Below are 26,805 nucleotides of genomic sequence, written 5' to 3'. Positions count from 1 at the left end.
TTTGATGCGACTGGTCATTATCGGAAATGGCATGGCGGCCACGCGGCTGATTGCCTCGCTCACCGGGCGTGCTGCCGATCGTTTCACTATTACCGTCATCGGTGACGAGCCGGAGCATGCCTATAACCGCATCCAGCTTTCGCCGGTGCTGGGCGGTGAAAAAACGGCGGCGGGCATCTGTCTTCAGAATGACGACTGGTACCAGGAACGGGGCGTGACGGTGCTGCGGGGCGAAAAGGCGCTCGCCGTGAATGTGGACACGCGGGAAGTGCAAACCACCGCCCGCACGCTGGGCTGGGATGCGCTGGTGTTTGCCACCGGATCAACGCCCTTTGTTCCGCCGATCCCCGGCTGCGATGCGCCGCATGTCTTCACGTTCCGTACCCTGGAGGATATCCGGGCCATTCGGGCGATCGCCGGTCCGGCGGTAGTGCTGGGCGGCGGCGTGCTCGGGGTTGAGACGGCAGCAGCGCTGGCGCGCTCAGGGGACAACGTCACCCTTGTTCATCGCGGTCCGTGGCTGATGGAGCAGCAGCTGGATGAGAAGGCGGGCGTGCTGCTGGAAGAGGCGCTGGCGGCGCGGGGCGTGCGCTGTGAGCTCGCCTCTGGCATCGCGGCGATTGATGGGAATAGCGTGACGCTGCTGAACGGACGCAGCGTCGCCGCGGCGCGCGTGGTGTTGGCGACCGGCGTGCAGCCCAACGTCGTGCTGGCGCAGGCCAGCGGCATTCGCTGCGCGCGCGGCATCGTGGTGGATCACCAGATGCAAACCTCCGTGCCGGACGTCTACGCCATTGGCGAGTGCTGTGAAATTGACGGCCAGACGTTTGGCCTGGTCGCCCCCTGTCTGGCGCAGGCGGATATCCTCGCCGCACGGCTGGCCGGAGACGTTACCGCGCCATTTGCCCTGACCGACAACGGCATGCGCCTCAAGGTGACCGGCGTGGAGCTGTTCAGCCTCGGTCGCGCGGCAGAGCAGGAGGGCGATGTGGTCTGGAGCGCATGGGATCCGCTGACCCGTCACTATCGTCGCTTACTGATCCATCAGGGGGCGCTGGCTGGCGTGCTGCTGATGGGGGACTGCCGCAGCGCGGCAACATTTACCGATTTACTGGCAACGGCTGCGCCCGCGCACGCGGACTGGCTGTTCGATCGTTTCACTACGCAACCGCAGGTTGCAGGACAGAACGCTATGACAAAACCTACTCTGGTGGTGGTTGGGCACGGTATGGTCGGCCATCATTTTCTCGAAGACTGCGTTAACCGCAATCTGCATCAGCAGTATCAGATCGTTGTCTTTGGCGAGGAGCGCTATGCTGCCTACGACCGCGTGCATCTGTCGGAATATTTTGGCGGCCGCAGCGCGGCGTCGCTTTCGCTGGTGGAGGGGGATTTCTTTGCCGACAACGGCATTGAGCTGCGCCTGTCGCAGCAGATTGTCGCTATCGATCGCGACGCGCGCGTGGTGCGTAGCGCCAGCGGGCACGAAACCCACTGGGACAAGCTGGTGCTGGCGACCGGCTCATACCCGTTCGTGCCGCCCGTGCCGGGAAACGATCTGCCGGGCTGTTTTGTCTACCGCACCCTTGACGACCTGGACAAGATAGCGGCGCATGCGGCGGGCTCACGCCGCGGTGTCGTGATTGGCGGCGGGCTGCTGGGGCTGGAGGCGGCGAATGCCCTGAAGCAGCTCGGGCTGGAAACTCACGTGGTGGAGTTTGCGCCTAACCTGATGGCGGTCCAGCTCGACAGCGACGGCGCGGCGATGCTGCGCAAGAAAATCGAGGCGCTTGGCGTCGGTGTGCATACCAGTAAAGCAACGACGGAGATCGCCGCCGCGGACGGCGGGCTGGTGCTGCGCTTTGCCGATGGAGAACAGCTTGAAACAGACATGGTGGTCTTTTCTGCAGGCATTCGTCCGCAGGACGCGCTGGCGCGCAGCAGCGGGCTGGCTATCGGCGAACGCGGCGGGATCGGCATTGACGACCGCTGTCAGACCTCCGATCCGGACGTGCTGGCCATTGGTGAATGCGCCCTGTGGGAAGGGAGAATCTTCGGGCTGGTTGCGCCCGGCTACCAGATGGCGCGGGTGGCCGCCGCCGCGCTGGCGGGAGAGGAGAAAACCTTCGCCGGCGCGGATATGAGCACCAAACTCAAGCTGCTGGGCGTGGACGTGGCCTCGTTCGGCGATGCTCACGGCCGCACGCCGGGGGCGCTGAGCTACCAGTGGACGCACGGCCCGCAGCAAATCTACAAGAAAATCGTGGTCAGCCACGACGGCAAAACGCTGCTCGGCGGCGTGCTGGTGGGTGATGCCAGCGAATACGCCACGCTGGTACAGATGATGCTCAACGGGATAGCCCTGCCAAAAGAGCCGGAAACGCTGATATTACCCGCGTCGTCAGGCAGTGCGCCAAAAGCGCTCGGCGTGGCAGCGCTGCCGGAAAGCGCACAAATCTGTTCGTGTCATAACGTCAGCAAAGGCGATATCTGTCAGGCGGTAAGTGCGGGCGCAACGGATATCGGCGCGATTAAGCAGTGCACCAAAGCGGCGACCGGCTGCGGAGGATGTAGCGCACTGGTGAAGCAGGTGATGGAGTTCCAGCTGGCGGCGCAGGGCGTGGAGGTGAAAAAGGACATCTGCGAACACTTCCCGTACTCGCGTCAGGAGATTTACCACCTCGTGCGCGTCAACCATATCCGCACCTTTGACCAGCTCATTAGCCGCTACGGTCAGGGACACGGGTGCGAAATTTGTAAGCCACTGGTGGGGTCAGTGCTCGCCTCCTGCTGGAACGAGTATCTGCTGAAACCGGCACACCTGCCGCTGCAGGACACCAACGACCGCTACTTCGCCAATATCCAGAAGGACGGTACTTACTCCATCGTGCCGCGCATGCCTGCGGGGGAAGTGACCGCCGACGGGCTGATCGCCATCGGCCAGATTGCGAAACGCTACAGCCTGTACAGCAAAATCACCGGCGGCCAGCGTATCGACCTGTTTGGCGCCACGCTCGAACAGCTGCCGGAGATCTGGCAGGCGCTGGTGGAAGCCGGATTTGAAACCGGGCACGCCTACGGCAAATCCCTGCGCACGGTGAAATCCTGCGTCGGGTCGACCTGGTGTCGCTACGGCGTGCAGGACTCCACCGGCCTCGCGGTCAGGCTCGAGCACCGCTACAAAGGCCTGCGCGCGCCGCACAAAATCAAAATGGCGGTCTCAGGGTGTACCCGCGAATGCGCCGAGGCGCAGAGTAAAGACGTGGGGGTGATTGCCACGGACAAAGGCTGGAATCTCTACCTGTGCGGCAACGGCGGCATGAAGCCGCGCCATGCGGATCTCTTCGCCAGCGATCTTGATGATGACACGCTGATCCGCACCGTAGACCGTTTCCTGATGTTCTACATCCGCACGGCGGATCGCCTGCAGCGCACCAGCACCTGGATGGACAACCTGGAAGGCGGTCTCGACTACCTGCGGGAGGTCATCCTCAACGACAGCCTGGGCATCGCCCACGAGCTGGAGCTGGAGATGGCGCGGGTGGTAGAGACGTATCAGTGCGAATGGCAAACCACGCTTAACGATCCGAACCGTCTGGCGCTGTTCCGCACCGCGGTGAACGTCGCGCCGTCTGATGAAAGCAAGCGCTGGCAGGAAATCTGCGGCATCGACGATATCCCCGAGCAGGCGGGAATCGGCGCGCGGCTTGGGCGTAAGCCGATCGCGCTGTTCCGCTTTGGCAAAACCGTTTACGCCCTCGACGATCGGGAGCCTGGCAGCAGCGCGAACGTGCTTTCCCGCGGCATTCTTGGCGATGCGGCGGGGGAGCCGGTGGTAATTTCCCCGCTCTACAAGCAGCGTATCCGCCTGCGCGACGGCTGTCAGGTGGAGAACGGCGAACCCGCGGTGCGCGCCTGGCCGGTCAAAATTGAGAACGGCAAGGTGTGGGTCGGTAATGATGCCCTGGTAATGCGTGCGGAGGCCTCATGACGGAAACCCGGACAACGTGTCCCTACTGCGGGGTCGGCTGCGGCGTGGTCGCCCGCGTGGACGGTGAAACGGTCAGCGTTCGGGGGGATGAAACCCATCCTGCGAACTTTGGCCGCTTGTGCGTGAAAGGATCGGCCCTGGGGGAAACAATGGGGTTGCAGGGGCGATTGCTGCGCCCCGTTGTTGACGGTGCTGAGGTGGCCTGGGCGCAGGCGCTGGGAACGGCAGGCGAGCGCCTCCAGGACATTATCGACAAATGGGGGCCGCAGGCGGTGGCGTTTTACGCGTCCGGGCAATTGCTTACCGAGGATTATTACGCCGCCAATAAGCTGATGAAAGGGTTTATCGGCGCGGCGAACATTGATACCAACTCCCGGCTCTGCATGTCATCGGCAGTCGTTGGCTACAAGCGCGCCTTTGGTGAAGACGTCGTGCCGTGCAGCTACGAGGATGTGGAAAACAGCGATCTGGTGGTGCTGGTGGGCTCAAACGCGGCCTGGACGCATCCGGTGCTGTATCAGCGCCTGGTACAGGCAAAGCACAACAATCCGGAGATGAAAGTGGTGGTCATCGATCCGCGCAGAACCGCCTCCTGTGATATTACTGACCTGCATCTGGCGCTCACTCCCGGCAGCGACGCCGGGCTGTTCGTCGGTCTGCTTAATGTCATTCAGGGAACGGACGCGTGGCCGATATCCCGCGTGGCGGCGTTTTGCGGCCTTTCGCCGCAGGAAATCGGCGCCTTTTACGACTGGTTTATGACGGCACCCCGGGCCATCACGCTCTACACCATGGGAATCAACCAGTCCTCCAGCGGCAGCGACAAGTGCAGCGCCATCATTAACGTGCACCTTGCCAGCGGGAAATTTAACCGTCCGGGCTGCGGCCCGTTTTCGCTGACCGGACAGCCAAACGCCATGGGCGGAAGGGAAGTGGGCGGGCTGGCAAATCAGCTGGCGGCGCACATGAACTTTGAGCCGGACGATCTCTCGCGGGTGGCGCGTTTCTGGGGAACGGAACGGCTTGCGCAGACGCCGGGCTTGATGGCGGTGGAGCTGTTTGACGCCATTGCCCGCGGCGAGGTGAAGGCGGTGTGGATCATGGGCACCAATCCTGCCGTCTCGCTGCCGGACAGCCACGCGGTGTGTCAGGCGCTGGGGCGCTGCCCGCTGGTCATTGTCTCTGAGGTGATGAATGATACCGACACCAGCCGGTTTGCCCATATTCGCTTTCCGGCGCTGGCATGGGGAGAGAAGGACGGCACGGTAACCAATTCCGAGCGACGCATTTCGCGCCAGCGCGCGTTTCTGCCCGCGCCCGGTGAGGCAAAGCCGGACTGGTGGATCGTCGCGCAGGTGGCGAAACGGCTGGGGCACGGCGACGCCTTTGCCTGGCTGCATCCCCACCAGATTTTTTGCGAGCATGCGGCGCTGACGGCCTTTGAAAATGACGGCGCGCGGGCGTTAAACCTTCATGATCTGGCTACGCTTACCCGTGAGGAGTGGGAGCGGCTTGAGCCCTGGCAGTGGCCTGGGGGGGATTTTCCGCGCCGTAACATTGTTCCCGTTAACCCTCTGTCGCACGGTGCGACGGTCAGCGCGTTGTACCCGCTGATTCTCAACTCGGGGCGCATCCGCGATCAGTGGCATACCATGACGCGAACAGGATATGTGGCCAGGCTGATGCAGCATATCGCCGAACCCTTTGTTGAGGTTTGCCCCGCAGACGCCGTTCGGTTTTCCCTGTGCGACGGCCAGCTGGCGCGCATCAGTTCGCCGCGCGGCGTCATGGTAGCAAGAGTGCGCATCAGCGACGCCCAGCGTGAAGGGAACGCTTTTGCCCCGATGCACTGGAACGCTGCGTTTGCCCGCCAGGGGAAGGTGAATGCGCTGGTGGAAAGGCGCTGCGATCCGGTTTCGGGCCAGCCGGAGAGTAAACAAACCGCGGTCAGAATCCAGCCCTGGCAGCCCGTCTGGCAGGGAGAACTCTATGCCCGCGAAGGGCTGGAAATGCCCTCTTCGGTTTACTGGTGGCGTAAAGCTTCACGCCTGACGGTGGCGTGCGATAAACCGCTGCTGTCGTGGGTAATGGAACACGCCAGCGGCCGGGGCTGGCAGCTGCAGGTTGCGCAGACCGGTGAACGCAGCAGCGTGCTGGCCTGGCATGAAGGCCAGCTTATGCTGGGTTTCTGGGAAGGTACCGCGTTACCGGCGCTGGCGCATACGGTGATTGAAGCCGCTTTTCATTCACCCCCCGTGCTGCCCGCAGAACGCCACGCCCTGTTGAACGGGCAGAGCGTCGGGAAGGCGATGGATCCGGGACGCATTATCTGCAGCTGTTTCAGCGTCGGGGAAGAGGCGATACGGGAGGCGATTGCCGGAGGGTGTGATTCCGTCACCGCGCTGGGGGCGAAGCTGCGCTGTGGTACGAACTGTGGTTCCTGCGTGCCGGAGCTGAAAGGGCTGTTTCAGGATAATCCTGAAATGTCCGCCAGAACTGCATTTCAGGGCTTATCGCGTTAACATAATAAGAGTTTATTCATAAACACAGGTTCTTATTGACGACGTTGATGGCTGTATCGTCCCGCATTCGTTTGCTGTTTTTACTCCCCCTTCTTACGGCCGGAGCCGTTCACGGTGCGCCGAATTCCTTTATGCATCAGGCGCAGCACCCCTTTGATAATAATGGGGATAGTCTGCCCGATCTCGGCCTGGCGGCGCCAACGGGCGAAGGGGAGAAACACCTCGCCGAAATGGCGAAAGCCTTCGGTGAAGCCAGCATGACCGACAACGGGCTGACGACCGGCGAGCAGGCGCGTCAGTTTGCCTTTGGTCAGGTGCGCGACGCGGTAAGCGGGGAAGTGAACCAGCAGATTGAGTCCTGGCTGTCGCCCTGGGGAAACGCCAGCGTGAACGTGCTGGTGGATAATGACGGCAAATTTAACGGCAGCAGCGGGAGCTGGTTTATCCCGTGGAATGATACTAACCGTTACCTCAGCTGGAGCCAGCTTGGCCTGACGCAGCAGACGGATGGCCTGGTCAGTAACGCCGGAATCGGCCAGCGCTGGGTGGCCGGGAAATGGCTGCTGGGCTACAACACCTTTTACGATAATCTTCTCGATGAAAACCTGCAGCGTGCCGGGCTGGGCGCGGAAGCGTGGGGGGAAAATCTGCGCCTCTCAGCGAACTACTATCAGCCCTTTGCCGGATGGCGCGCGCGATCTGACGTTCAGGAGCAGCGCATGGCGCGCGGATATGACGTGACCGCTAAAGCCTGGTTGCCGTGGTTTCATCACCTGAACACCAGCGTCAGCGTTGAGCAGTACTTTGGCGATAACGTTGACCTGTTCAACAGTGGAACCGGGTACCACAACCCGGTTGCGGTCAATCTGGGGCTTAACTATACCCCCGTTCCGCTGGTCACGTTGACCGCCGGGCACAAGCAGGGCGAAAGCGGCGAGAGCCAGAATAACCTTGGGCTGAAGCTCAACTACCGCTTTGGCGTGCCGCTGGCTAAGCAGCTTTCCGCCGATGAGGTCGCCGCGACGCGATCCCTGCGCGGCAGCCGCTACGATTCACCGGAGCGCACTAGCCTGCCGGTGATGGAGTTCCGCCAGCGTAAAACGCTGTCCGTCTGGCTGGCCACGCCGCCGTGGGATCTGAAAGGGGGCGAGACCGTTATGCTGAAGCTGCAGGTTCGCAGCACGCACGGCATCCGTCAGATCCACTGGCTGGGGGATACGCAGGCATTGAGCCTGACGTCGCCGGCCAAAAGTAACAGCGCAGACGGCTGGAGCGTGATTATACCTGCCTGGAATGAAGAGGAAGGTGCGACAAACCGCTGGCACCTCTCGGCAGTGGTAGAAGATGAGAAAGGCCAGCGCGTCTCGTCCAATGAGATCACGCTTGCTGTGGTGCAGCCGCTGGTCGCATTGCCTGATGACGACCCGCGCTGGAAGCTGCTGCCGGAGGAGTAATCCTTAGAAAATGCGTTCCTGATGCACCCACACGGCGGCTTCAACGCGAGATTTTAACTTCATTTTCTTCAGCATATGCTTCACGTGCACTTTGACCGTGCTTTCGGTGATGTCCAGGCGGCGAGCGATCATTTTGTTCGGCAGGCCCTGGGCAATGAGCTTGAGAATATCGCGCTCGCGCGGCGTGAGCTGGCTGACGTCGCGGTCAGAGGTGGCGCGGTTGGCCCGCAGGCTGGCGGCCAGCACCGGCGTTAAGGCTTCGCTCAATACCATCTCGCCCGCCGCTGCCTGCTGCAGCGCCTTAAGCAGATCTTCCGGCTCCATGTCTTTCAGCAGATAGCCATCCGCCCCGCGCTTCAGCGCCGTGACCACATCCTCTTCATGGTTCGACACGCTAAAGACGACGATGCGTCCGGAAAGCGATTTTTCCCGCAGCTTGTCGAGGGTCTCCAGTCCGTTCATGCCCGGCATATTCAGATCGAGCAGGATCAGATCGGGATCGAGGGATTCGGCAAGCTCAATGCCCTGTTCGCCGTTGCTGGCTTCGCCCACCACGGTGATATCGGGCGCCATGCTGACCAGCTGTTTCACGCCAGTACGCAGCATCGGATGGTCGTCGATCAACAGGATGGATGCCGGTTCCTGATTAGTCATGGGTATCTCCTTGAGCAGTTGTAAGCGGTTTCTCGGGAATAAAGGTGACGACAACTTCCGTGCCGCCCGTCTCTCTCCGGCGAACCTGGCAATCACCGCGCAGGCTTTGGGCGCGGTCTCGCATAATGATTAAACCATAGTGGTTAGTGCGTTCGGCATTTTCCGGCACGCCGCGGCCGTTATCGTGAACCGTCAGTTTCACCTGATTGTCGTGCTGGCTGACGGTGACCGTGACCGCCGTTGCTTCAGCGTGTTTAAGCACGTTGCTCTGCGCTTCGCGGGCGATCTGCAGTAAATGTATGGCCTGATGGGAGGGGACAAAGCGCGGCGGCAGCTGGTAATCCAGCTTCACCGGGAACCCCAGCCGGGCGCTAAATTCGTGACAGCTGGATTCCAGCGCCGGGCGCAGGCCCGGCTCGGTCAACTGCAGACGGAAGGTGGTCAGCAGCTCGCGCAGCTGCACCCAGGAGGTGTTCAGCTCGTTGCGGATCTGGCTGAGCAGCTGCTTGTTGCTGTCGGGCATCTCCGCATCCTGCATCTGCAGGCAGCTCACCTGCATTTTCATACAGGAAAGCGACTGGGCGATGGAGTCGTGCAGCTCGCGGGCGATGGTCGCGCGCTCTTCCATGACGATCAGCTGCTGCTGTTTTTCCTGATGCCTGTCGAGCGCCAGCGTGGCCGTCAGCTGTTCAACCAGCGTATCCACCAGCTGCTGCTGGTCGTGGCTCAGGTGGCGTCCGGTTGGCAGGGTGGCCAGCAGAATGCCGTACTGAGTGTGGCTGTCCGTCAGGCGCCACTTCAGGGTCGTGCCGCCGGAGGTCAGCGGCGGCAGGCCGCGAGGGCAAAGATGGCAGCCTTTGTCATCGCAGGACATATCGGACTGACAGGTAAATTCCTGGTGGTTCTCTTCGTCTTCCACATCGTAGACCCGCAGCTCCAGATCGCGCAGCAGGGTCAGCGTTTGCAGGCCATTCAGCACCGGTGAGAGACGTTCACATAGCGGCACCTGCATGTGCAAGCGACGGTTGGCCTGCCAGAGGAAAGAGAGGATCTCGTTTTTCTGCTCCAGCCCGGCCGTTTTTTCCTGTACGCGCTGCTCCAGCACCGCGTAGCTCTCGGAGAGCTCTGCCGACATGGTATTGAGTGCCTGGCCGAGCATGGCCATCTCGTTGCGCCCGCTGATGTGCGTGCGCTGGGTAAAATCGCGTGCGGTGACCGCGCGGGCCATCGCCAGCAGCTGTTTCCAGGGATTCAGCAGACGCGCGCGGAGCCAGACGATGGTGAAGATCAGCAGCAGCCCCATAAACAGCGCCATGGCCCGGTGCACCATCACCACCCGGTCGATGCGTAATTCGGTCGTCTGGTCGAACGCGGAGACCAGCGCGTCAATGCGGGAGACAAACCCCGCCACGTCCTGGGCAACGGCTTCTGTACTGCGCGCCTGTTTCAGGCCTGGCTGCAGCTGGGTGTGCCAGTACCCCTGAAGGGCGTTCAACTGGGATTGCTGACCGGCACGGATGGCGGCATTTTCCAGCTCGGGGCTGAACGCCGTGCGCTCCATTTCATCGATTAAAGGTCGATCGTCCTGCGTCAGCGGAACCGCCGCCAGCAGACGGTAACTCTGCATGCGTAGCGAGCCTGCCTCGTTGATGGCATGCGCATTACCCTGTACCCCTTGTACCAGCCAGCCGGAGATCGCCATGCCGGTCACGCCGATGGCGGTGGACAGCAAAACAATCAGGGCGAGCTGATTCACGAGCGTTAGCGGAGATAAGCATCTTTTTAACATAGAGTGGGCGTGCTCCTGACGTGGCCTGCTTGCAGGAATGGCGCTATTCTGGTGCATACCCTGGAGTATACCCATACCAATAAAGGATTACCCCTAAATTGCCAACGGAGTAGGGGGAAAGAGGTGGGCGCTGCAGGGAACCGTCAGTGCCGTGAAAAACCACGTCTTTTTTACCGAATTAGCCTACTCACTAAGGATGAGGCCTTATTTTACGCCGCAAATCCTCCCACTTTTCCTTTGATTTATATCAACTTACCGCCGCCCTAAAACCCTAATGTTTGCAGCATCATTCGAGAATCAGAGGTGTCTATGAGTCACTCATCCGCTCCCGAAAGGGAAAATGGTGCCGTTATTACAGACTGGCGTCCAGAGGATCCGGCGTTCTGGCAACAGCGCGGCCATCGTGTAGCAAGCCGGAATCTGTGGATTTCCGTGCCGTGCTTGTTGTTAGCGTTTTGCGTGTGGATGTTGTTTAGCGCGGTAGCGGTAAACCTGCCCAAAGTCGGGTTTACGTTCACAACCGATCAGCTGTTTATGCTGACCGCGCTGCCGTCGCTGTCAGGCGCGCTGCTGCGCGTCCCTTACGCGTTTATGGTGCCGGTCTTCGGCGGCCGTCGCTGGACGGCGTTCAGTACGGGCATCATGATCGTCCCTTGCGTGTGGCTTGGCTTTGCGGTGCAGGATACCTCCACGCCGTTCAGCGTGTTCGTGATTATCTCCCTGCTGTGCGGCTTTGCCGGGGCGAACTTCGCATCCAGCATGGCGAACATCAGCTTCTTCTTCCCGAAAGCGAAGCAGGGCGGCGCGCTGGGGATTAACGGCGGTCTGGGCAATATGGGCGTGAGCGTGATGCAGCTGATCGCTCCCCTGGCGATCTCGGTCTCCATTTTTGCAGCCTTTGGCGGCGGTGGCGTTGAGCAGGCGGATGGTTCTTCCCTCTATCTGCAAAACGCAGCCTGGATCTGGGTGCCTTTCCTCGTGGTCTTCACCCTTGCAGCCTGGTTCTTTATGAATGACCTGTCCGCGTCGAAGGCGTCGCTGAGCGAACAGCTGCCGGTGCTGAAGCGTGGACACCTCTGGGTGATGGCGCTGCTGTATCTGGCGACCTTCGGTTCGTTTATCGGCTTCTCGGCGGGCTTCGCGATGCTGTCGAAAACGCAGTTCCCGGACGTGCAGATCCTGCAATTCGCCTTCTTCGGTCCTTTCATTGGCGCACTGGCGCGTTCGCTGGGGGGCATGATCTCCGACCGTCTGGGCGGGACCCGCGTGACGCTGGTTAACTTCGTCGTGATGGCAGTCTTCTGTGCGCTGCTGTTCCTGACGCTGCCTGCTGACGGACAGGGCGGGAGCTTCATCGCCTTCTTCGGCGTGTTTATGGTGCTGTTCCTGACGGCCGGGCTGGGGAGTGCGTCTACCTTCCAGATGATCTCCGTGATCTTCCGCAAGCTGACGATGGACCGCGTGAAGGCGCAGGGCGGAAGCGAAGAGCAGGCGATGCGTGAAGCGGCAACGGATACGGCTGCAGCCCTGGGCTTTATCTCTGCGATTGGCGCAATTGGTGGCTTCTTTATTCCGAAAGCGTTCGGCATCTCACTGGATCTGACCGGCTCTCCGGCGGGTGCAATGAAGGTCTTCCTCATCTTCTATATCGCCTGCGTTGTGATTACGTGGCTGGTATATGGCCGTAATACCAAAAAAAATAAGTAAGTGTGATTATCCGTTTACGCGGCCTTCGGGCCGCGTTTTTTTTGGCCAAAATAGTTACAACATACTGAAAACCCTGCTGAGGAAATCCGCAGGCAACACTGTGATCGCCATCGCTTTCCAGGGCGCTCTACCCCTTAATACCTGAGATGTTAAATTTTGCCTGGTCTTTTGTAGGATGAAATTGAAATAACCTTATATTTCATATAGATATGAAATTTATAAAGATACCGCTTTGGTGGTATTCGGTGTAATCCCTCGCCTGAAAGTCCCTCGTCGTCTTGATCGTTATCAATTCTCCCTCTCTTTCAGGGCGTTACCTTCGCTGCAAATCAGCAATGTCGATTTAGAGAGCCACAGGCTCCATACAGGAGATACCCGATGAGCAAGTTTTTGGACCGGTTTCGCTACTTCAAGCAGAAGGGCGAAACGTTTGCCGATGGGCACGGCCAGGTTCTGGATACCAACCGGGACTGGGAAGACGGTTACCGCCAGCGCTGGCAGCATGACAAAGTCGTCCGTTCTACCCATGGCGTAAACTGCACTGGCTCATGTAGCTGGAAGATTTTCGTTAAAAACGGTCTGGTGACCTGGGAAATGCAGCAGACCGACTATCCGCGTACCCGTCCGGATATGCCGAACCATGAACCGCGCGGCTGCCCGCGCGGCGCCAGCTACTCCTGGTATCTCTACAGCGCCAACCGTCTCAAATACCCGCTGATGCGTAAACGCCTGATGAAAATGTGGCGTGAAGCGAAAGTGCAGCACAGCGATCCGGTTGATGCGTGGGCATCCATCATCGAGGACGCCGACAAAGCGAAAAGCTTCAAGCAGGCGCGCGGTCGCGGTGGTTTCGTTCGCTCTTCCTGGAAAGAGGTGAACGAGCTGATTGCCGCCTCCAACGTCTACACCGTGAAAACCTACGGTCCTGACCGCGTGGCAGGCTTCTCGCCAATCCCGGCGATGTCGATGGTCTCTTACGCTTCCGGCGCGCGCTATCTCTCCTTAATCGGCGGTACCTGCCTGAGCTTCTACGACTGGTACTGCGACCTGCCGCCGGCGTCTCCACAGACCTGGGGCGAACAGACCGACGTGCCGGAGTCCGCCGACTGGTACAACTCCAGCTACATCATCGCCTGGGGCTCAAACGTGCCGCAGACCCGTACGCCGGACGCGCACTTCTTTACCGAGGTGCGTTACAAAGGCACCAAAACCGTGGCGGTGACCCCGGACTACGCCGAAATCGCCAAGCTGTGCGACCTGTGGCTGGCACCGAAACAGGGGACCGATGCCGCGATGGCGATGGCGATGGGCCACGTCATGCTGCGCGAGTTCCACCTGGATAAACCAAGCCAGTACTTCACCGACTACGTCCGTCGCTACACCGACATGCCGATGCTTGTGATGCTCGAAGAGCGTGACGGCTACTACGCAGCAGGCCGTACGCTGCGCGCCGCCGATCTGGTGGACGCGCTGGGCCAGGAAAATAACCCAGAGTGGAAAACCGTTGCCTATAACAGCAACGGCGAGCTGGTGGCGCCAAACGGCTCTATCGGCTTCCGCTGGGGCGAGAAGGGCAAGTGGAACCTTGAGCAGCGTAACGGCACGACCGGTGAGGAGACGGAACTGCGTCTGAGCATGCTGGGTAGCCAGGACGAGATCGCTGATGTGGGCTTCCCGTACTTTGGCGGCGAAGGTTCCGAGCACTTCAACAAGGTTGAGCTGAAAAACGTTCTGATGCACAAGCTGCCGGTGAAACGCCTGCAGCTGGCCGACGGGACTACCGCGCTGGTCACCACCGTCTATGACCTGACCATGGCGAACTACGGCCTGGAACGCGGTCTGGGTGATGAAAACTGCGCAACCGGCTATGACGACGTGAAGGCTTATACCCCGGCATGGGCGGAGCAGATCACCGGCGTTCCACGCGCGCAGATCGTGCGTATCGCCCGCGAGTTTGCGGAAAACGCCGACAAGACCCACGGTCGCTCCATGATCATCGTCGGTGCGGGTCTTAACCACTGGTATCACCTCGATATGAACTACCGTGGTCTGATCAACATGCTGATCTTCTGCGGCTGCGTCGGCCAGAGCGGCGGCGGCTGGGCGCACTACGTGGGTCAGGAAAAACTGCGTCCGCAGACCGGCTGGCAGCCGCTGGCGTTTGCCCTTGACTGGCAGCGTCCGGCACGCCACATGAACAGCACCTCCTACTTCTATAACCACTCCAGCCAGTGGCGCTACGAGACGGTCACCGCGCAGGAGCTGCTGTCGCCGATGGCGGATAAATCCCGCTACAGCGGCCATCTGATTGACTTCAACGTGCGCGCCGAGCGTATGGGCTGGCTGCCGTCTGCGCCGCAGCTGGGCACGAACCCGCTGCGCATTGCTGAAGCGGCGAAGAAAGCGGGCATGTCACCGGTGGATTACACCGTGCAATCCCTGAAGGATGGCTCAATCCGCTTCGCGGCAGAACAGCCGGAAAACGGTAAAAACCACCCGCGCAACCTGTTCATCTGGCGCTCCAACCTGCTGGGCTCGTCCGGTAAAGGCCACGAGTACATGCTGAAGTACCTGCTCGGTACCGAAAACGGTATCCAGGGGAAAGATCTCGGCAAGCAGGGCGGCGTGAAGCCGGAAGAGGTGGAGTGGAAAGACAACGGTCTCGACGGCAAGCTGGATCTGGTGGTGACCCTCGACTTCCGTCTGTCCAGCACCTGCCTGTACTCCGACATCGTGCTGCCTACCGCCACCTGGTACGAAAAAGACGACATGAATACCTCGGATATGCATCCGTTTATTCATCCGCTGTCTGCGGCCGTTGACCCGGCGTGGGAATCGAAAAGCGACTGGGAAATCTACAAAGACATCGCGAAGACCTTCTCCGAAGTCTGCGTGGGGCACCTCGGCAAAGAGACCGACGTGGTAACGCTGCCCATCCAGCACGACTCCGCTGCCGAACTGGCGCAGCCGCTGGACGTGAAGGACTGGAAAAAAGGCGAATGCGACCTGATCCCGGGCGTGACCGCACCGCACATCATTCCGGTTGAACGTGACTACCCGGCAACCTACGAGCGCTTTACCTCTATCGGCCCGCTGATGGAGAAGATCGGTAACGGCGGGAAAGGGATCGCCTGGAACACCCAGAGCGAAATGGACCTGCTGCGCAAGCTCAACTACACCAAAGCGGACGGTCCGGCGAAAGGCCAGCCCATGCTGAACACGGCGATTGATGCGGCAGAGATGATCCTGACCCTGGCCCCGGAAACCAACGGCCACGTCGCGGTGAAGGCCTGGGCGGCGCTGAGCGCGTTCACCGGTCGCGACCATACGCATCTGGCGACGAATAAAGAGGAAGAGAAAATCCGCTTCCGCGATATTCAGGCCCAGCCGCGCAAGATTATCTCCAGCCCGACCTGGTCTGGCCTGGAAGATGAACATGTGTCCTATAACGCGGGCTACACCAACGTTCACGAGCTGATCCCATGGCGCACCCTGTCCGGCCGCCAGTCGCTGTATCAGGACCACCAGTGGATGCGCGACTTCGGTGAAAGCCTGCTGGTGTACCGTCCGCCTATCGACACCCGCTCCGTGAAAGCGGTGATGGGCGCAAAATCCAACGGTAACCCGGAGAAGGCGCTGAACTTCCTGACGCCGCACCAGAAGTGGGGTATCCACTCCACCTACAGCGACAACCTGCTGATGCTGACCCTGTCGCGCGGCGGTCCGATTGTCTGGATGAGCGAAGCGGACGCCAAAGATCTGGGTATTGAAGATAACGACTGGATCGAAGTGTTCAACAGCAACGGTGCCCTGACGGCGCGTGCGGTGGTGAGCCAGCGCGTACCGGCCGGGATGACCATGATGTACCACGCGCAGGAACGTATCGTGAACCTGCCGGGGTCAGAGATCACCGAGCAGCGCGGCGGGATCCACAACTCCGTGACCCGCATTACGCCGAAGCCGACCCACATGATTGGTGGCTATGCCCAGCTGGCCTACGGCTTTAACTACTACGGCACCGTAGGATCGAACCGCGATGAGTTCGTGGTGGTACGTAAGATGAAGAATATTAACTGGTTAGACGGCGAAGGTAATGACCAGGTACAGGAGAGCGTAAAATGAAAATTCGTTCACAAGTCGGCATGGTGCTGAATCTGGATAAATGCATCGGCTGCCATACCTGCTCGGTCACCTGTAAAAATGTCTGGACCAGCCGCGAAGGTATGGAATACGCCTGGTTCAACAACGTGGAAAGCAAGCCGGGCACCGGCTTCCCGACCGACTGGGAAAACCAGGAGAAGTGGAAGGGCGGCTGGATCCGCAAAATCAACGGCAAGCTGCAGCCTCGCATGGGTAACCGCGCTTGGCTTCTGGGAAAAATCTTTGCTAACCCGCACCTGCCGGGCATCGAGGATTACTACGAGCCGTTTGACTACGACTACCAGAATCTGCACAACGCGCCGGAAGGTAAACACCAGCCGATCGCCCGTCCCCGCTCGCTGATCACCGGTCAGCGCATGGACAAAATTACCAGCGGTCCAAACTGGGAGGAGATTCTGGGCGGCGAGTTCGAAAAACGCGCCAAAGACCAGAACTTCGAGAACATGCAGAAGGCGATGTACGGCCAGTTCGAAAACACCTTCATGATGTATCTGCCGCGCCTGTGCGAGCACTGCCTTAACCCGGCGTGCGTGGCGACCTGCCCGAGCGGCGCCATCTACAAGCGTGAAGAAGACGGGATCGTGCTGATCGACCAGGACAAGTGCCGCGGCTGGCGCATGTGCATCACCGGCTGCCCGTACAAAAAAATCTACTTCAACTGGAAGAGCGGTAAGTCCGAGAAGTGCATCTTCTGCTACCCGCGTATCGAAGCCGGTATGCCGACCGTCTGCTCCGAGAGCTGCGTAGGCCGTATTCGCTACCTCGGCGTGCTGCTGTACGACGCGGACGCGATTGAAAACGCCGCGAGCACCGAGAACGAGAAGGATCTGTATCAGCGTCAGCTGGATGTCTTCCTCGACCCGAACGATCCGAAAGTGATTGAGCAGGCGCTGAAGGACGGCATTCCGCAGAGCGTAATCGACGCCGCGCAGCAGTCTCCGGTGTACAAAATGGCGATGGACTGGAAGCTGGCCCTGCCGCTGCATCCGGAATACCGCACGCTGCCGATGGTCTGGTACGTGCCGCCGCTGTCGCCGATTCAGTCTGCCGCTGACGCGGGTGAGCTGGGCAGCAACGGCATTCTGCCGGACGTGGAGAGCCTGCGTATTCCGGTTCAGTACCTGGCCAACCTGCTGACCGCAGGGGATACCCAGCCCGTACTGCTGGCGCTGAAGCGTATGCTGGCGATGCGCCACTTCAAGCGTGCCGAAACCGTGGACGGCGTAACCGACACCCGCGCGCTGGAAGAGGTCGGTCTGACCGAAGCGCAGGCGCAGGAAATGTACCGCTATCTGGCGATTGCCAACTACGAAGACCGTTTCGTGGTGCCGAGCAGCCACCGTGAGCTGGCCCGCGAGGCCTTCCCGGAGAAAAACGGCTGTGGCTTTACCTTTGGCGACGGCTGCCACGGGTCAGACAGCAAATTCAACCTGTTCAACAGCCGCCGCATCGACGCCATGGATGTGACCAGTAAAACGGAGCCGCACTCATGATTGAACTCGTCATTGTTTCGCGTCTGCTCGAGTACCCGGATGCTGCGCTGGCGCAGCATCAACAGGAGCTCTTTGATGCGCTTGCGGCATCTGAAAACCTGGATAAAGAAGATGCCCAGAAGCTGGGCGTTTTCCTCCGTGACCTGCTGGCGCGCGATCTTCTTGATGCGCAGGCGGACTACAGTCAGCTGTTTGATCGGGGGCGTGCGACCTCGCTGCTGCTGTTCGAACACGTTCACGGTGAATCCCGCGACCGCGGTCAGGCGATGGTTGACCTGATGGCACAGTACGAGCAGCACGGCCTGCAGCTCGACAGCCGCGAGCTGCCGGATCACCTGCCGCTCTATCTGGAATATCTGGCGCAGCTGCCAAAAGAAGAGGCGCTGGGCGGTCTGCAGGACATCGCGCCGATCCTGGCGCTGCTCGGCGCGCGTCTTCAGCAGCGTGAGAGCCGCTACGCGGTGCTGTTCGATCTGCTGGTGAAGCTCGCCAACGCCTCTGTCGACAGTGAAAAAGTGGCGGAGAAAATCGCCGATGAGGCCCGTGACGATACGCCACAGGCGCTGGATGCGGTCTGGGAAGAAGAGCAGGTCAAATTCTTTGCTGACCAGAACTGCGGCGAGTCTGAAATCGCTGCTCACCAGCGCCGTTTTGCCGGCGCGGTTGCCCCGCAATATTTGAATATCTCTAACGGAGGACGGCACTAATGCACTTCCTGAATATGTTCTTCTTTGACATTTACCCGTATATCGCGGGCACCGTGTTCCTGGTGGGAAGCTGGCTGCGTTACGATTATGGCCAGTACACCTGGCGTGCCGCCTCCAGCCAGATGCTGGACCGCAAGGGGATGCACGTCGCGTCTAACCTGTTCCACATCGGGATTCTGGGCATTTTTGCCGGTCACTTCCTCGGGATGCTGACGCCGCACTGGATGTATGAAGCGTGGCTGCCGATTGAGGTGAAGCAGAAGATGGCGATGATCGCGGGCGGTGCCTGCGGCGTGATGACCCTTGTTGGCGGCCTGCTGCTGCTCAAGCGTCGTCTGTTCAGCCCGCGCGTGCGTGCGACCACAACCGCAGCGGATATCCTGATCCTCTCCCTGCTGATGGTACAGTGCGCGCTGGGTCTGCTGACCATTCCGTTCTCGGCGCAGCATATGGACGGAAGCGAAATGATGAAGCTGGTCGGCTGGGCGCAGTCCGTGGTGACCTTCCACGGCGGAGCATCTGAGCACCTGGACGGCGTGGCGTTTATCTTCCGCGTTCACCTGGTGCTGGGGATGACGCTGTTTGTGCTGTTCCCGTTCTCCCGCCTGGTCCACATCTGGAGCGCGCCGGTGGAGTACCTGACGCGCAAATACCAGATTGTACGCGCCCGTCGCTAATTCGCCGTTTTGATACTAACCCCGCGCTCGCGGGGTTTTTTTTCGCCCCAGCCCAGGTTGTTGCCCGCGGCAGCAAACAGGATCAGCGTGCCGCCCGCCAGCTGCGTCAGGTTAAGCGCGTGTCCGAACACCAGATTATCGACAACAATTGCTACCACCGGATAGATAAACGACAGGGAGCCGGTGATGGGCGTAGGCAGCTTCTGAATTGCGCTGTAGAGCAGCTGGTACATAATGCCGGTATGGACAATGCCGAGCGTCAGCAGCATCGGCCAGGGGAAATCGCCGGAAAATGACGGCAGGCTGGCAAACGGCAAAAGCATCACGACGCCGGTCAGCACCTGGATAAAGGCAATATGCTGCGGTGCGATTGTTTTCAGTTTGCGCGCAATGATTGCCGTCAGCGCGTAGAAGAAGGCCGCGGCCATGGCCAAACCTATTCCGGTGAGCCATTCGCTGCCATGCGCGCCGGTCAGCTCGCTGGAGAGCAGGATCACCACGCCGCCAAAGGCGAGGAATAGCCAGCCCCATTTCACCAGGCTGACGCGTTCGCCCAGAAACATCCCCATCAAGACCAGCATAAAAGGCTGGGTGTTATAGACCACGGTTGAAAGACCAATTGAGATGCGCTCATAGGCCGCGAAGAGCAGCAGCCAGTTCACCACGAGCGCCACGCCGCCAAGAATAGCCAGCAGCAGCGTGGTGCGGGTGAGGGGGCTGAAGGGCTTTTGACTGACCCGGATAAAAATAAAAAGCGCCATAGCCCCGATAAGACAGCGCCAGAACACCACTTCCGTCACCGGCAGACCGGAGAGCAAAACAAACGCGCCGATAGAGCCGGAAATTAACATCGCCAGACTCATTTGCCAGACGCCTTTATGGAAATCACGCATCATCCACCTCCTGATTAATGACGCTATTGTCGAAAATCGCTGTCGGGTTTTACAGGGGTGAGATAAGGTTGAAAAGGTAAATGACTTTTTAAAATTAGGTGAAAAGAATGGAATGCCTTATCGATGATATCGACCGACAAATTTTAGCCTGCCTGGTTGAGGATGCGCGCATGTCGTTGAAGGTGCTCAGCGGCCGCATCGGTCTGACGTCCCCCAGTACGGCAGAGCGCCTGAAGCGGCTGGAAGAGCGCGGTGTGATTCAGGGGTATGGTGCACGGGTGAATCTGGCGGCGCTGGGGTATACGCTGCAGGCGCTGGTGCGCGTACGGCCGTTGCCAGGGCTGTTGCATAAGGTGGATAAGTATATTCAGGCGATGCCGGAGTGTATTGAGAGCGACAAAGTCACCGGGGAGGACTGCTTCGTCATCAGGCTGGTGGTGCGGTCAATCGAACAGCTTGATGCGCTGCTGGACGGCCTGGCGGAACATGCCCAGTGTAATACGTCGATTGTGAAGAGTTCGCCGGTCAGGCGTCGTTTGCCTCCGATGTAGGTTTCTGTCGCCGTGTGGCGGCTGCGCCTTACCCGGCCTACAAGGGCGGACTCGGTTTTTTTATGTTGGGGAAGTGATGGTGGTGGGGGAAGGATGACCCGGCGCGTTGCGCCACGCCCTTCGGGTCGTTGCCTTCGGCAACGCTTTCTCGCTGCGCTCGAATCGAACCTTAGTCGAAGCTTCTCTTCCTTCCCCGTTACGGAAATGCATGATGCCCGGTGCGAACAGAAGATTTGGAGTTATTTGAAAGTGATGGTGGTGGGGGAAGGATTCGAACCTTCGAAGTCGATGACGGCAGATTTACAGTCTGCTCCCTTTGGCCGCTCGGGAACCCCACCAGGGGTAATTCAAATTTTGAGGTCGTGCTGAGAGATGGTGGTGGGGGAAGGATTCGAACCTTCGAAGTCGATGACGGCAGATTTACAGTCTGCTCCCTTTGGCCGCTCGGGAACCCCACCACGGGGTAATGCTTTTTTACTGGCCTGCTTCCTGCTGGAAGCGGGGCGCATCATATCAAATGAGACGCCCCTGTAAAGCTTTCCTTTAGGGAAATGAAGTTGTTTGCCTGCTTTTTATCCGTAAAGGCGCAAAGCTAATCAATTCATTTTCCGAAAGATTAAAGAATGATGGTTCTGTTGCCGTAAACGAAGACACGCTGGGCCAGTACCTGATACAGCGCGCGGCTTAACACATTCTTCTCAACGTCACGCCCTGCACGCATCATGTCCTCAGCGGTGTATGTGTGATCCACATGAATCACGTCCTGCATGATGATGGGACCTTCGTCCAGGTTGTCATTCACGTAGTGGGCTGTCGCGCCGATGATCTTCACGCCGCGCTCGTAGGCCTGGTGGTATGGACGCGCACCAATAAAGGCCGGCAGGAACGAGTGGTGGATGTTGATGATCTTGTTCGGGAAACGCGCCACGAAAGACGGCGTTAACACGCGCATGTATTTCGCCAGCACCACGTAGTCCGGGTTATGCGCTTCAATGGCCTGCGCCATCAGATCGTCGTGCTCTTCACGCGTATGGCCTTCATGGCTAACCAGCTCGAACGGAATATCAAAGCGCTCGACCAGCGAGCGCAACGTCTCGTGGTTACCAATAACAGCCGCAATTTCGACATCCAGACCGCCGTAGTTGGCTTTCATCAGCAGGTCACCCAGGCAATGTGCTTCTTTAGTCACCAGGATCACGATGCGGCGTCGGCCCGCAGGGGTCAACTCGCGCACGGAGCCTTCCGGAAGCGCGCTGTCCAGATCGGCCAGCAGCGTGGTGTCGTTGAAAATACCTTCCAGTTCGGTACGCATGAAGAAGCGGCCGGTACGGTGGTCAACGAACTCGTTGTTCTGCACGATATTCAGTTCATGTTTGTAGCAAATGTTGGTAATTCGTGCGATCAGCCCTTTTTGATCGGGACAGATGGTGCGCAGAACTTTACGTTGTAATGATTGCATCGCCGGGAAATCCTGTTTGTATTTGCGAAGTCTGGGTTGTCAGGCATTACTGCCCGCAACACTTTTTAAATTTTTTACCTGAACCACACGGGCAGGGATCGTTACGACCAAACTGTGGACGCGTTCCGTCAATATAATACCATTGCCCGCGTTCCTTTAAGAACCGGGAACGCTCGATAATGGCGCCAGGCTTAGCGTTCTCGGTAAAACAGGCAACAAAGCTGACGTAACCTTCATCTTGATGACTGCCTGGAGAGGATTCATAGACGGTGAGGCCGAGCCACTGCGTGTTCGCAAACCCGGCTTCGATGTCCTGTTTGAAATCGGCTGCGTGGCAGGATGGATGCCAGGTTTTAATCAGGTAGTCTGCGTCTTTGATCACAAAAGCAGTGTACCGTGAACGCATAAGGTGTGACGGGTCTGGTGCAACCTGATCGCCAGAAAGATATCGCTGGCAACATAGGCTATACTCCAGAGCGCTACCACAAGGGCAGAGTTGAGACACGATTCTCTTCCTGGAACAAAAAATAAAGGCGTAAAACGCTTCGGGTAGCACTATGTTAACTGAGGCGTTGCGTTGATGCCATGTCAGGAATCCAGGGGACGTAAAACAGGACTAATGAGAAAGGTTAAAATTGGGCTGGCGCTGGGTTCAGGTGCCGCCCGGGGATGGTCACACATCGGCGTGATTAATGCCTTAAATCAGATGGGCATTACTGTCGATATTGTTGCAGGGTGCTCAATCGGATCGCTTGTCGGCTCCGCTTACGCGTGCGGAAAGCTACCGGAGCTCGAGACGTGGGTGCGCTCCTTCAGCTACTGGGACGTGCTGCGTCTGATGGACCTCTCCTGGCAGCGTGGTGGACTGCTGCGCGGCGAACGCGTCTTTAACCAGTTCCGCCAGGTTATGCCCCTCGAAGACTTCACTGATTGTCAGATGCCTTTCGGCGCCGTCGCGACGAACCTCAGTACAGGTCGCGAACTCTGGCTAACCGAAGGGGATATCCATCTTGCCGTGCGTGCCTCCTGCAGTATGCCGGGACTCATGGCGCCTGTCCCACACAACGGTTACTGGCTTGTCGATGGTGGCGTCGTTAACCCGGTTCCCATCTCTCTGACGCGTGCAATGGGTGCTGACATCGTGATTGCCGTCGACCTGCAGCACGACGCCCACCTGATGCAACAGGATCTCATGCCGGTCAACCTCCAGAGCGAAGATGCTGAGGGCGAGAAACTGGCCTGGCACGAGCGCCTGCGCGGAAGAATCGGGCGTATGACCGCACGTCGTTCGGTTGCTGCGCCGACGGCGATAGAAATCATGACCACGTCAATTCAGGTACTCGAGAATCGCCTTAAACGTAACCGTATGGCAGGCGATCCTCCGGATATTCTTATTCAGCCGTACTGTCCGCAAATCTCTACTCTTGATTTCCATCGGGCTGAGGCCGCCATCGCAGCGGGCTCGTTAGCCGTCGAAAAGAAAATGGACGAATTGTTGCCTTTTGTGCAAACCGCACGTTAAGCACCTTTTTTTGACTACTTCAGCAAAATCTGACAGGCGATAGTGCCGATCGCATGCCACTATTTAGTTACTGTCAGCCAGGGGAGGAACCATGACACAGCCATTGGCCGGAAAACACATTTTGATTGTTGAAGACGAGCCCGTTTTCCGATCGCTACTGGATTCGTGGTTATCCTCGCTGGGCGCAATGACGTCACTGGCTGAAGATGGCATCGACGCCCTGGAAAAAATGATCAGCATTACGCCCGATTTGATGATTTGCGACATTGCGATGCCGCGCATGAATGGACTGAAGCTGGTTGAGCATCTGCGTAACGAAGGCAATCAGACGCCGATTCTGGTGATCTCTGCCACCGAAAACATGGCGGATATCGCAAAAGCATTACGTCTTGGGGTACAGGATATTCTGCTTAAACCGGTTAAAGATTTGAACCGGCTGCGAGAAACGGTCTTAGCGTGCCTTTATCCGAATATGTTTAATTCCCGGGTAGAGGAAGAGGAGCGTCTTTTCCAGGACTGGGACGCTCTGGTGAGTAATCCGCCTGCTGCGGCGAAACTGTTGCAAGAGCTCCAGCCGCCCGTCCAGCAAACTATTTCCCACTGTCGCGTAAATTATCGGCAGCTGGTGGCCGCTGACCAGCCTGGACTGGTGCTGGATATTGCGCCACTGTCAGATTCCGACCTTGCGTTTTATTCTCTGGATGTCACCCGGGCGGGGGATAACGGTGTATTAGCGGCGTTGCTTCTTCGTGCGCTATTTAATGGTTTGTTGCAGGAACAGTTATCCCATCAGGGACAACGGTTGCCGGAGTTAGGCAGTTTACTCAAACAGGTAAACCAGCTTTTTCGTCAGGCCAATTTGCCTGGACAGTTTCCGCTATTGGTCGGCTATTACCACAGCGGTTTAAAAAATCTGATCCTCGTTTCAGCCGGTCTCAATGCATCACTGAATACCGGTGAACACCATATTCAGGTGAGTAACGGTGTACCGCTTGGGACGTTGGGAACGGCGTATCTTAATCAAATTAGCCACCGCTGTTCCTCCTGGCAGTGCCAAATTTGGGGCGCCGGGGGGCGGCTACGCTTAATGTTGTCCACGGAATAAGCAATTGGATCGTCATTTTAAGATTGCTTTACCTGTGTTTTGCGGGGAGTGCTACTATCGCTGCCCGGTTTCATGCGTATTTATCCTAATTGATCGGCAACGCGTTCTTTTCAGACCCGGACTGCGGGGCGAGGCTGATATACTCAACGCGTTATTTATTGCATAAAAGTTCAAAACTTGAACAGCTCAGGAGAATTTGAATGGCTGCCCTAAATTCGAAAGTCAGAAAGGCCGTTATCCCGGTAGCGGGATTGGGGACCAGGATGTTACCAGCAACCAAGGCGATTCCTAAAGAGATGCTGCCTCTGGTTGATAAGCCATTAATCCAGTATGTCGTGAATGAATGTATCGCAGCCGGCATCACTGAAATTGTGCTGGTTACGCATTCATCTAAAAACTCTATCGAAAACCATTTCGATACAAGCTTTGAACTTGAAGCCATGCTGGAAAAGCGCGTTAAGCGTCAGCTGTTAGAAGAAGTTCAGTCTATTTGCCCTCCACACGTCACCATTATGCAGGTTCGTCAGGGGCTGGCTAAAGGTCTGGGCCACGCTGTTATGTGCGCGCACCCTGTCGTGGGTGATGAGCCTGTAGCGGTAATTCTGCCTGACGTTATTCTGGACGAATACGAATCCGATCTTTCTCAGGATAACCTGGCTGAAATGATCAAGCGTTTCGACGAAACCGGCAGCAGCCAGATTATGGTTGAGCCTGTTGAAGACGTAACGGCATACGGTGTGGTTGACTGCAAAGGCGTTAACCTTGAGCCGGGTGAGAGTGTGCCAATGGTTGGCGTCGTAGAGAAGCCTAAAGCCGACGTAGCGCCTTCAAACCTTGCCGTTGTAGGTCGCTATGTCCTGAGTGCTGAGATCTGGCCTCTGCTGGCGAAAACGCCTCCAGGAGCGGGTGATGAGATCCAGCTGACGGATGCCATCGATATGCTGATCGAGAAAGAGACCGTTGAGGCCTACCATATGAAAGGTAAGAGCCATGACTGCGGTAATAAGCTCGGTTATATGCAGGCGTTTGTTGAATATGGTATCCGCCACAATACCCTCGGCGAAGAATTTAAAACCTGGCTCAAAGAGAGCGTAGGTATTAAGAAATAAGCCACCGCTGCAAATGTTCAAACCGGTGAGGCGTTGCCCACCGGTTTTTTTATGCCCGTAACACTCCCGAAAACCTGTCTTAAAGTACAGTCGATGAAATTGCTAAATAATGCTTTATGACAGAGTGTAAGAGGATGTTTGCGACAAATTTAGGTTAAAAAAAATCCCGCAATAAGCGGGATTTTTCTGAATAAGGCTCGATTAATCCTTGATCAGGAAGTCGTCCAGCTGTTTACCTTGCTCATCCATCGCTTTCTTGATAACAGCAGGAGTACGACCCTGGCCAGTCCAGGTTTTAGTTTCGCCGTTCTCATCAACGTAGCTATATTTAGCAGGACGGGCAGCACGCTTTGCTTTAGTACCGGTTTTAGCGGCAGCCATGCTGTTCAGCAATTCATTTGGATCGATACCATCAGCAATCAGCATTTCACGATATTGCTGCAGTTTACGAGTACGTTCTTCGATTTCAGCCGCAGCAGCGCTTTCTTCTTCGCGACGTTCATTAACTACAACTTCTAATTTTTCCAGCATTTCTTCAAGCGTTTCGAGGGTGCATTCTCTTGCCTGCGCACGAAGAGTACGGATGTTGTTCAGAATTTTAAGTGCTTCGCTCATTGTAGTAATCTCAAACTTATAATGGGGGGTGGTTTGTTGACCTAATAATAGAGCCATAAATTCAGTTGTGCAATAGCCAGGAATGTAAGGAATTCAAAAAATACTAAATATTGCCGCTATTATTAATTACGCTAACTTAAATTCCGCCACCCAGCAGTCTCGGTTGTTATCATCTGAGCATGCTAAAACAGGCCGCCTGCATCTTTTTTTTGTGACATTTCCCGCAGGAATTATAGTTGCGGCGGAGAAATATCAGCCTTTTGTATTAGGGAAGTTGCGATTAAGTGGTCCGCAGCTCCCGATATGACGCCCCAAACCGTCCTTTATCGACGTCCTGTGGCTCAATTTTCCAATTTTCAGCCCAAAATCGTCTCTTCGTGGCTGATTTTGGCCCTG

Annotated in this window: 18 protein-coding genes, 2 tRNA genes and 1 other RNA gene; 12 read left to right on the top strand and 9 right to left on the bottom strand. The window is 58.0% G+C overall.

The window, feature by feature from the left end; translation table 11 throughout:
- The first annotated feature begins 4 nt into the window (after positions 1-4).
- The 3 genes from nirB to ACOTXT_RS14380 are packed head-to-tail and all read left to right on the top strand — an operon-like array spanning position 5 to position 7,967.
- Positions 5-3,991 carry a nitrite reductase large subunit NirB gene (gene nirB, locus ACOTXT_RS14390; protein ID WP_333165932.1) on the top strand — a complete coding sequence of 1,329 codons (3,987 nt, stop codon included), beginning with the start codon at positions 5-7 and terminating at the stop codon, positions 3,989-3,991.
- On the top strand, positions 3,988-6,513 hold the full coding sequence (locus ACOTXT_RS14385) for a molybdopterin-dependent oxidoreductase (protein ID WP_333165935.1): 2,526 nt from the start codon (positions 3,988-3,990) through the stop codon (positions 6,511-6,513). The genes nirB and ACOTXT_RS14385 overlap by 4 nt, the downstream gene beginning before the upstream one ends.
- A 47-nt stretch (positions 6,514-6,560) precedes the next feature.
- On the top strand, positions 6,561-7,967 hold the full coding sequence (locus ACOTXT_RS14380; protein WP_055322396.1) for a YchO/YchP family invasin: 1,407 nt from the start codon (positions 6,561-6,563) through the stop codon (positions 7,965-7,967).
- 3 nt (positions 7,968-7,970) lie between these two features.
- Here the strand turns inward: ACOTXT_RS14380 and narL are convergent, their stop codons facing one another.
- Both narL and narX read right to left on the bottom strand, forming a co-directional pair.
- Entirely contained in the window at positions 7,971-8,621 is a 651-nt protein-coding gene (narL, locus tag ACOTXT_RS14375) for a two-component system response regulator NarL (RefSeq protein ID WP_008499531.1), read from the bottom strand.
- Entirely contained in the window at positions 8,614-10,410 is a 1,797-nt protein-coding gene (gene narX, locus ACOTXT_RS14370) for a nitrate/nitrite two-component system sensor histidine kinase NarX (protein WP_333165938.1), read from the bottom strand. Before narX ends, narL begins: the two co-directional genes overlap by 8 nt.
- Before the next feature lie 309 nt (positions 10,411-10,719).
- On the opposite strand from narX, the gene ACOTXT_RS14365 reads away from it, so the two are divergent.
- From ACOTXT_RS14365 to narI, 5 genes are all read left to right on the top strand, one after another.
- Positions 10,720-12,117 (top strand): NarK family nitrate/nitrite MFS transporter, encoded by a 1,398-nt coding sequence (locus ACOTXT_RS14365; RefSeq protein ID WP_032652255.1) that lies wholly within the window; start codon positions 10,720-10,722, stop codon positions 12,115-12,117.
- A gap of 378 nt (positions 12,118-12,495) precedes the next feature.
- Positions 12,496-16,239: a nitrate reductase subunit alpha gene (locus ACOTXT_RS14360; RefSeq protein ID WP_055322395.1), complete on the top strand. Its 3,744-nt coding sequence runs from the start codon at positions 12,496-12,498 to the stop codon at positions 16,237-16,239.
- On the top strand, positions 16,236-17,771 hold the full coding sequence (gene narH / locus ACOTXT_RS14355) for a nitrate reductase subunit beta (protein ID WP_021240341.1): 1,536 nt from the start codon (positions 16,236-16,238) through the stop codon (positions 17,769-17,771). Before ACOTXT_RS14360 ends, narH begins: the two co-directional genes overlap by 4 nt.
- The gene (narJ, locus tag ACOTXT_RS14350; protein WP_008503001.1) at positions 17,768-18,478 is read left to right on the top strand and encodes a nitrate reductase molybdenum cofactor assembly chaperone; all 711 of its coding nucleotides are present in this window, start codon (positions 17,768-17,770) and stop codon (positions 18,476-18,478) included. Before narH ends, narJ begins: the two co-directional genes overlap by 4 nt.
- Positions 18,478-19,155: a respiratory nitrate reductase subunit gamma gene (gene narI / locus ACOTXT_RS14345; protein ID WP_021240339.1), complete on the top strand. Its 678-nt coding sequence runs from the start codon at positions 18,478-18,480 to the stop codon at positions 19,153-19,155. Before narJ ends, narI begins: the two co-directional genes overlap by 1 nt.
- On the opposite strand, the gene ACOTXT_RS14340 is transcribed toward narI, so the two are convergent.
- Positions 19,152-20,048: a DMT family transporter gene (locus tag ACOTXT_RS14340; RefSeq protein ID WP_055322393.1), complete on the bottom strand. Its 897-nt coding sequence runs from the start codon at positions 20,046-20,048 to the stop codon at positions 19,152-19,154. The genes narI and ACOTXT_RS14340 overlap by 4 nt on opposite strands.
- Positions 20,049-20,155: 107 nt before the next feature.
- On the opposite strand from ACOTXT_RS14340, the gene ACOTXT_RS14335 reads away from it, so the two are divergent.
- Positions 20,156-20,599 (top strand): Lrp/AsnC family transcriptional regulator, encoded by a 444-nt coding sequence (locus ACOTXT_RS14335; RefSeq protein ID WP_021240337.1) that lies wholly within the window; start codon positions 20,156-20,158, stop codon positions 20,597-20,599.
- A 77-nt stretch (positions 20,600-20,676) separates the two neighbouring features.
- Here ACOTXT_RS14335 and ACOTXT_RS14330 read toward each other — a convergent pair.
- From ACOTXT_RS14330 to ACOTXT_RS14310, 5 genes are all read right to left on the bottom strand, one after another.
- Positions 20,677-20,807: non-coding RNA, RtT sRNA (locus ACOTXT_RS14330), on the bottom strand.
- A gap of 45 nt (positions 20,808-20,852) precedes the next feature.
- Positions 20,853-20,937: transfer RNA gene (locus ACOTXT_RS14325), tRNA-Tyr, on the bottom strand.
- Between the two features lie 35 nt (positions 20,938-20,972).
- Positions 20,973-21,057 (bottom strand) — tRNA-Tyr (locus tag ACOTXT_RS14320).
- A 158-nt stretch (positions 21,058-21,215) separates the two neighbouring features.
- Complete coding sequence (gene purU / locus ACOTXT_RS14315) at positions 21,216-22,058, bottom strand: formyltetrahydrofolate deformylase (RefSeq protein WP_021240336.1); 843 nt, start codon at positions 22,056-22,058, stop codon at positions 21,216-21,218.
- Positions 22,059-22,104: 46 nt separating this feature from the next.
- On the bottom strand, positions 22,105-22,563 hold the full coding sequence (locus tag ACOTXT_RS14310) for a YchJ family protein (RefSeq protein WP_055322392.1): 459 nt from the start codon (positions 22,561-22,563) through the stop codon (positions 22,105-22,107).
- Between the two features lie 114 nt (positions 22,564-22,677).
- On the opposite strand from ACOTXT_RS14310, the gene rssA reads away from it, so the two are divergent.
- The 3 genes from rssA to galU all read left to right on the top strand — a co-directional run bounded on the left by rssA (position 22,678) and on the right by galU (position 25,794).
- Entirely contained in the window at positions 22,678-23,580 is a 903-nt protein-coding gene (gene rssA, locus ACOTXT_RS14305) for a patatin-like phospholipase RssA (protein WP_021240334.1), read from the top strand.
- Positions 23,581-23,671: 91 nt separating this feature from the next.
- Complete coding sequence (rssB, locus tag ACOTXT_RS14300; RefSeq protein WP_021240333.1) at positions 23,672-24,685, top strand: two-component system response regulator RssB; 1,014 nt, start codon at positions 23,672-23,674, stop codon at positions 24,683-24,685.
- 200 nt (positions 24,686-24,885) lie between these two features.
- The gene (gene galU / locus ACOTXT_RS14295) at positions 24,886-25,794 is read left to right on the top strand and encodes a UTP--glucose-1-phosphate uridylyltransferase GalU (RefSeq protein ID WP_008502780.1); all 909 of its coding nucleotides are present in this window, start codon (positions 24,886-24,888) and stop codon (positions 25,792-25,794) included.
- A 201-nt stretch (positions 25,795-25,995) separates the two neighbouring features.
- On the opposite strand, the gene hns is transcribed toward galU, so the two are convergent.
- Positions 25,996-26,409 carry a histone-like nucleoid-structuring protein H-NS gene (gene hns / locus ACOTXT_RS14290; protein WP_008502781.1) on the bottom strand — a complete coding sequence of 138 codons (414 nt, stop codon included), beginning with the start codon at positions 26,407-26,409 and terminating at the stop codon, positions 25,996-25,998.
- Positions 26,410-26,805 lie beyond the last annotated feature (396 nt).

Source organism: Enterobacter cloacae complex sp. IR5422 (assembly GCF_049238165.1).
Lineage (GTDB): Bacteria > Pseudomonadota > Gammaproteobacteria > Enterobacterales > Enterobacteriaceae > Enterobacter > Enterobacter roggenkampii.
The sequence above is the reverse complement of the archived record's forward strand: the minus strand, read 5'-3'. Positions and strand labels throughout refer to the sequence as shown.

Bases quoted from the DNA above. Each gene is read 5' to 3' on its own strand.
- ACOTXT_RS14340 (WP_055322393.1), bottom strand. From the start codon at position 20,048: ATGCGTGATTTCCATAAAGGCGTCTGGCAAATGAGTCTGGCGATGTTA.
- narJ (WP_008503001.1), top strand. From the start codon at position 17,768: ATGATTGAACTCGTCATTGTTTCGCGTCTGCTCGAGTACCCGGATGCT.
- ACOTXT_RS14360 (WP_055322395.1), top strand. From the start codon at position 12,496: ATGAGCAAGTTTTTGGACCGGTTTCGCTACTTCAAGCAGAAGGGCGAA.
- ACOTXT_RS14365 (WP_032652255.1), top strand. From the start codon at position 10,720: ATGAGTCACTCATCCGCTCCCGAAAGGGAAAATGGTGCCGTTATTACA.
- ACOTXT_RS14335 (WP_021240337.1), top strand. From the start codon at position 20,156: ATGGAATGCCTTATCGATGATATCGACCGACAAATTTTAGCCTGCCTG.
- purU (WP_021240336.1), bottom strand. From the start codon at position 22,058: ATGCAATCATTACAACGTAAAGTTCTGCGCACCATCTGTCCCGATCAA.
- narI (WP_021240339.1), top strand. From the start codon at position 18,478: ATGCACTTCCTGAATATGTTCTTCTTTGACATTTACCCGTATATCGCG.
- hns (WP_008502781.1), bottom strand. From the start codon at position 26,409: ATGAGCGAAGCACTTAAAATTCTGAACAACATCCGTACTCTTCGTGCG.
- galU (WP_008502780.1), top strand. From the start codon at position 24,886: ATGGCTGCCCTAAATTCGAAAGTCAGAAAGGCCGTTATCCCGGTAGCG.
- nirB (WP_333165932.1), top strand. From the start codon at position 5: ATGCGACTGGTCATTATCGGAAATGGCATGGCGGCCACGCGGCTGATT.
- rssA (WP_021240334.1), top strand. From the start codon at position 22,678: ATGAGAAAGGTTAAAATTGGGCTGGCGCTGGGTTCAGGTGCCGCCCGG.
- narL (WP_008499531.1), bottom strand. From the start codon at position 8,621: ATGACTAATCAGGAACCGGCATCCATCCTGTTGATCGACGACCATCCG.
- rssB (WP_021240333.1), top strand. From the start codon at position 23,672: ATGACACAGCCATTGGCCGGAAAACACATTTTGATTGTTGAAGACGAG.
- narH (WP_021240341.1), top strand. From the start codon at position 16,236: ATGAAAATTCGTTCACAAGTCGGCATGGTGCTGAATCTGGATAAATGC.
- narX (WP_333165938.1), bottom strand. From the start codon at position 10,410: ATGTTAAAAAGATGCTTATCTCCGCTAACGCTCGTGAATCAGCTCGCC.
- ACOTXT_RS14380 (WP_055322396.1), top strand. From the start codon at position 6,561: ATGGCTGTATCGTCCCGCATTCGTTTGCTGTTTTTACTCCCCCTTCTT.
- ACOTXT_RS14385 (WP_333165935.1), top strand. From the start codon at position 3,988: ATGACGGAAACCCGGACAACGTGTCCCTACTGCGGGGTCGGCTGCGGC.